The 5,712-nt window shown below is 50.4% G+C and carries 6 protein-coding genes; 1 reads left to right on the plus strand and 5 read right to left on the minus strand.

Annotated elements, in window-relative coordinates; genetic code table 11:
* On the plus strand, positions 1-375 hold a 375-nt coding region (locus ACTIE6_RS15525; RefSeq protein ID WP_439557505.1), incomplete at its 5' end, for a hypothetical protein.
* A 77-nt stretch (positions 376-452) separates the two neighbouring features.
* Here ACTIE6_RS15525 and tal read toward each other — a convergent pair.
* The 5 genes from tal to ACTIE6_RS15550 form a co-directional block, all read right to left on the minus strand.
* Positions 453-1,544, minus strand: a complete 1,092-nt coding sequence (gene tal, locus ACTIE6_RS15530; protein WP_439557506.1) for a transaldolase — start codon at positions 1,542-1,544, stop codon at positions 453-455.
* 110 nt (positions 1,545-1,654) lie between these two features.
* A complete protein-coding gene (locus tag ACTIE6_RS15535; RefSeq protein ID WP_439557507.1) occupies positions 1,655-2,341 on the minus strand; it encodes a DUF421 domain-containing protein in 687 nt (228 codons plus the stop codon).
* Complete coding sequence (locus tag ACTIE6_RS15540) at positions 2,338-3,054, minus strand: DUF421 domain-containing protein (RefSeq protein ID WP_439557508.1); 717 nt, start codon at positions 3,052-3,054, stop codon at positions 2,338-2,340. Before ACTIE6_RS15540 ends, ACTIE6_RS15535 begins: the two co-directional genes overlap by 4 nt.
* 143 nt (positions 3,055-3,197) lie before the next feature.
* Positions 3,198-4,292 carry a PepSY-associated TM helix domain-containing protein gene (locus ACTIE6_RS15545; RefSeq protein WP_439557509.1) on the minus strand — a complete coding sequence of 365 codons (1,095 nt, stop codon included), beginning with the start codon at positions 4,290-4,292 and terminating at the stop codon, positions 3,198-3,200.
* 11 nt (positions 4,293-4,303) lie between these two features.
* Positions 4,304-5,712, minus strand: a 1,409-nt coding sequence (locus ACTIE6_RS15550) for a TonB-dependent siderophore receptor (protein WP_439557510.1), incomplete at its 5' end; no start/stop codon positions are given.

A 5,712-nucleotide genomic window follows, 5' to 3' on the forward strand; every position in this document is an offset into this window, starting at 1 on the left:
TACATGGAAGGCTTCTTCTATATCATGACCAAGAATGCCATTTTCCGCCTGACCCCGGATACTGAGAACTTCGTTCAGATTGCTGCTGTCGCCGATGCAAGAGAGCTGGTGGCGCTGAATGGAAAACTTTACTACGTGAAGACGACGTCGGGCAAGACATTCGGTATCTATAAACTCGACCCGGCAGTTGGACTTGCGCTCCTCTTCTCACCACTGTTTACGCCCAGTGCGCAAATGGTTTCTTCGGAAGGCTCTTTGTACATCGCTGATATGGGATATCTGCACAAAATAGAAGCCAATGGAAACAGCGCCCACATTTCCTTCGGCTGGACATTCACGACCCAGCTGGCCGCACTCAACCACTATAACTACTAGCATCTATTAGCCCAAACACGCAGAAAGCCGCCCCTGGAAACAGGAGCGGCTTTGCGCATTTATCTAAAAACGGCAACCTACTTCTGGTTTTCGATTGCGTCCAGCAACTTTTGGAAGGGCTTGTTGAATTTCTCAATTCCCTCCTCTTCGAGCTGTTTGGTAATCGCGTCCATATCAATGCCAGCGGCTTTCACCTTGTCCATGACACTAGTTGCGGCATCCAGATCCTCTTCAAGCCGGCTTGCAGGATCGCCGTGATCGCGGTAGGCTTCCAGCGTTTCCATTGGAATTGTGTTTACCGTATTAGGGCCAATCAGCGCTTCCACGTACCGGGTATCCTTGAATGCAGGATTTTTGTTGCTGGTACTTGCCCACAGCAACCGCTGCGGAACCGCGCCTTTGTCGGCCAGCTTTTTCCAGCGATCAGTACTGAACATGCGTTTATAGATCTGGTAAGCCAATTTAGCAGAAGCAATTGCCACTTCGCCTTTCAGTTCGCCCAATCCTTTTTCTTCCAGCATCGGATCTACCAAAATATCAATGCGGCTCAAAAAGAAGCTCGCGACCGAAGCAACATGGTCGACCGGTAAACCGATTTCCGCGCGCTTTTCCAGACCCGAAATGTAGGCTTCTGCCACAGCTTCGTACCGGTCGAGCCCGAAAAGCAATGTGACATTGACATTGATCCCTTCACTGATCGCCGTTTGTATTGCAGTAAGTCCCGGCTGTGTTCCGGGGATTTTGATCATGACATTGGCACGGTCCACCGCCATCCAGAGCTCACTCGCCTGCTTGATGGTACCCTGGGTATCGAGGGCAAGAAAAGGGGAAACTTCCAGGCTCACATATCCATCTGCTCCTACCACATCTTCTTCATTGTAAACCGGCATCATCAGATCACAAGCTGCCTTGATATCTTCGATGGCAAGACTGAAAAATATTTCTTCGTTGGTGCTGTCGCCTTTGGAGAGCTCGGCAATGTCGGCATCGTAATCCGAGCTGCTGCTGATTGCCTTTTCGAAAATGGCAGGATTGGAAGTAACGCCCCGCACGCCATCTTCCTCGATCAACTTTTTCAACTCACCGGAGTCGATGATTTTACGGTCGATGAAGTCCAGCCAGATGCTTTGACCGAAGTCGTGTATTTGTTTTACTTTGCTCGTAGCCATAATAAATTTCTGTTTGTGATTAAAAACGATGAACAGGTAAGTGCTGAAAAATCATTCCATTGCAGCCAGCCGATTGGCTGCTGACCGAAGACACCGGGTAGAGCGATCTACTACTCTACTGCCTTGATAAATGAAGTACCCTCGCAATTTTCGCAGGATTTAGTAGGCTGCGCAATGCCTCGGTCGTGACCGCAATTGGAACAAACCCAGTTCTCTGCAATGGCGCTGATCCTGTGCTGGAAATCCTGGTCCCAGATCTGCAGAATGGGCAGCCCGGGCACCGATTCGTGCCGCTTGACCAATGTAAATGTGCCGCCTGCCTCAAAATACAGTCTTTTTACCTCACCCAGGTGGCGTATCCTTTTGCAGCGAAGCTGGGCAAATACCCGCTCTCTGGTAATTCCCGCCCTTTTCATTAGCTGTAAATTCAGGCGCGAATCCTCAATGAGGGGCGTGACATCTCCCTGTGTGATCTTTTCAAGCGTTTGATTTCGCATAGCCAGTCTGGCGATCAGCTGCTGCACGAAGACAACGATCACCGCGATAACCACCGCAGCCAGAATACCGCGGTCGGGCGATTGCAGGGGAACCCCTATCGCAGCTGCCAGTGAGACCATCGCCGCCATTTCGTTCCGGCTGAGCTGAGACGCCATTCTTTTTCCCATCAGGCGCATCGCTACCATCAGGATCAGGTAAATTACCGCGACGCGCAGTACAACTTCAGCGTAAAAAGCACCCGGTACGTCACCGACAAAAATGCGCTGCCAGTCATTAATGAATATTTCTTCCGGCTTCATTTGTCGATAAGATCATATTTGACGGAAACTGCTGCTGGTATCCAGCTATCAGAGCCGCACGTTTCACAAGCCTGCGACGCTTGTTCACCTTGGGCTACATGGCCGCAGTTAATGCAGGCGCTGTGTTCCTCCACGATCTGCTGCGAGTAGCATTCGATACTGGTGTCCGAAGGTGGAAAAATGCAGAGACCCGCCGCCGGTTCGGCATTCATGTAAATACTGAAACAGCCGAATGCCTCCATATACACCCGGCCCACATCGCCCAGGTTGAAAACGTTTTCGTCCCGGAGTGCGGCGAAAAGTTGCTGCCGGGATACTTTGGCTTTTTCGAGCTGATCTATCTGGATGATCCCGTCTTTGACGAGCATCTCAGTGGTACCCTGACTGAGTTTTTCAAATTTCCTGCTCGAAAATTCGGCAAGACTTACGCCGCGTCGGAATATGAGCGCGCAAACCAGGATCATTACGCCCATCAGCAGTCCAAGCTGCGGGATCTGCATTGCCGGTGAGACAATCGCACCGAGTGTGACCATAATGGCCATTTCAGAAATGCTTAACTGTCCACCCATCCGCTTGCCCATCGCGCGGATGATAATGAGCAATGCAATGTAAATCAGGCTGGTTCTCAGGAAAACTTCGATCAGGTATTCAGGAGGAGCTTGTCCGAAAAGGATGCGGTGCCAGTCCCAGGGGATTATATCATCTTTCTTCATACACCAAGGCTGCAAACCCCTTTAAATAATCCATCTGCTCGTACACACGTTAAAATCAGACACCTATGAAGTAAAATGCATGCCAGTGCGCATCCTAAAATGCCGTAATGCAACAATTACCGCGAATGTTTATATTCAATTATTTAGATTCGCCGCCACCACAGCAAGAAGCCGCTAACAGCAAGCAATCCGGGCGTGAGTCCGATGAGTACGTAGAAGATCTTCACCCATAATCCCCCGAAATTTCCCACGTGTACCGGCTGTACAGCAGCCTCAATGCGCTCGCTGACAGATTTATCCGACAGCCTTGTGATTTTCAACAATTCGCCGGTTTGCTGATCAAAGCGTACAGAGTTGGACGCGCCCCAGATTTTCCATTGACCCTGATGATATCCTCTTACTTCAAATTTGCGCTCGGGTTGTGTTGGCAGGTACACATAGGTCGGTTCCAGGTCGGGCATCGCGTGCATTGCATGTAGGTACATATCGTCGGCACGTACCTGCATGAGCGTATTTGGCCGCGCGGGGGCGAGTTCTTTTTCCCAGGTTTTTGCGTCAAAAGCAAACAGGTTCATCCAGAATCCGGTAAAGAAGATCACCGCATTGAAAAGCAGGGACCACACACCTACAATACGGTGCAGCCCCGAGCTGATCGTGCGCCAGTTTTTCCAGTTAATTGAAATCCGGAAAGTCAGCACTTTCCAGATCATTTTTTTATAAATAACAGCTCCGGTAAGCAGCGAAAGTAGCATGGTAATGCCAAAGATTGCGGTAAGCGCTGCGCCGGGCATGCCCAGCTGAAAACTGAAATGAAACTGAAACAACCACTCGATAAAACTGGGTGTGAAGTCCGTAGCCGGTCCCTCGCGAAGAATCGCGCCGGTGTAGGGATTGAAGGAAATCAGCGCCAGATCATAGGTGAGCAGCCGCGTATCATTGAAATAAATCCTGAAATTATAAGCATCGCCAGGCCCCGCATCGGGGTTGAGCCAGGCAATCCCGTCGAGATTGGGATACTTACCGGTAATCTTTTCATAGCAGCGCATCAATGCATCTGCGGGCAGTGGGTTGCCGGCAGAAGAAACGTGCAGTAACTCCCGATTTGCAAACTCGTCGAGCTCCGTTCTGAAAACCAGAACGGAGCCGCTTAATCCCAGCAAAATCAAAAATACGCCTGTTACGAGTCCGAGCCAGCTATGCAGCCTGAATAAGCTTCGGTTCAATGTGAATTTTTTCATACAACCCCGGCCTACCAAAGCTGATAACTAACCCCCACCCTGATATTAAACGGATCGCCAAGCCCCGCCGTAGTCACGCCCGACCGGCTTCCCGTGAAATAATGCCGGTTGGTCAGGTTGTATGCATTGACCTGTACCTGGTACCGGTTCCGCGAATAGGAAAGCGCCGCGTCGAGCACGGTGTATGAAGGAAATACAAAGTTCTGATTGCTCAGTAACCCCACCTGATCACTTACATAGCGGACACCAGCAGCAATGCCGAGTCCGCGCAGCCCTTTTTCGGACACTGTGTATTTACCCCAGAAATTGACCTGGTGTTTCGGCGCATTGGCAAAGCGGTCGCCCTTTTTGCCGTAGGTACTCGTGCTCACCAGCGCATGCTCGTTGAATGCATATCCTGCTATCAGGCTCAGGTTATTAAGACTGCCCGTTACCGAAAATTCGCCTCCCCGACTGCGCGTTCCGTCAATTGCCGCCTGGCGGTGAGAGTTTTCTTCGGTAGGTGCTGCTGTAAGAATATTGGCATAATTGATCTGGTAGAGCGATAAAGTGGCCGACAAACGGTTACTGATCAGGTCTGCCTTGCTACCAACTTCGTATTGTGTAGCCTGGCGCGTCGGGAATGGACCGCCCGCAAGTACGTTGTTGGAAGTTTGCGGATTGAAGGATTTGAGGTAGGTACCATATAATGAAAGGTTTTTCACGGGCAAATACACCAGCGCGACGCGCGGTATCCAGCCCGACGTTTTCAGCTCGTCGCCCTGCTTGTTGTCGCGCTCCGATAACGGCGTTTCTTTTCCATTGTAGCTGTCAAAACGGACGGACAGTAGCACTTTCAGCTTGTCGCCGATACTTACCTGGTCCTGCACGTAAGCGCCTATGAGATTGGTAATGCGTTTATTGTCATCGGATTCGTCTGCCGGCACAGCAGGATCAGGAATGCTGCCCGTGTAGTCAGGATGCAGGATGGAAATGCGGGTGGACGATTTGTACTGATAATCATTTTGCGTCCAGCCATACCGGTTGTAATCTGCCCCGGCGATCAGCTGGTGGCCGAGCGCACCCGTTTTCGCATTGTAAGTTGCAAATGCAGTGGTCTGCAAACTAAACCGGTCCGTTTCCCAATCCTGGTATCCCCTGCTGATTGAATCGTTCCGGATTCTTCCCACCGGGATATGGTCGGTATAATCCAGCACATTCCGTACTGCGCGTTCCACTACGGTCAGTTTCAGTTTTTGGCTGAATTGGTGATTGAAAGTCAGCGTAGCCGAAGTGTTGTGCGTCTTTCCATAATCTGTCGGACTTTGTATAGTCAGGTTTTTTGGATAATAATTAAAATCAAATGTACCGTCGGGCCTGGACAGAATGTAGCTTCCATTGTCATATTGCTGCACAGCTTTGGCATACGCATAGTTGAGTT

Origin of the sequence: Dyadobacter sp. (assembly GCF_051859145.1) — a bacterium.
In the GTDB taxonomy this organism is placed as follows: Bacteria; Bacteroidota; Bacteroidia; order Cytophagales; family Spirosomataceae; genus Dyadobacter.

Excerpts from the sequence above, each read along its gene's own strand:
- ACTIE6_RS15535 (WP_439557507.1), bottom strand. The coding sequence starts at position 2,341 with ATGAAGCCGGAAGAAATATTCATTAATGACTGGCAGCGCATTTTTGTC.
- ACTIE6_RS15545 (WP_439557509.1), bottom strand. The coding sequence starts at position 4,292 with ATGAAAAAATTCACATTGAACCGAAGCTTATTCAGGCTGCATAGCTGG.
- ACTIE6_RS15540 (WP_439557508.1), bottom strand. The coding sequence starts at position 3,054 with ATGAAGAAAGATGATATAATCCCCTGGGACTGGCACCGCATCCTTTTC.
- tal (WP_439557506.1), bottom strand. The coding sequence starts at position 1,544 with ATGGCTACGAGCAAAGTAAAACAAATACACGACTTCGGTCAAAGCATC.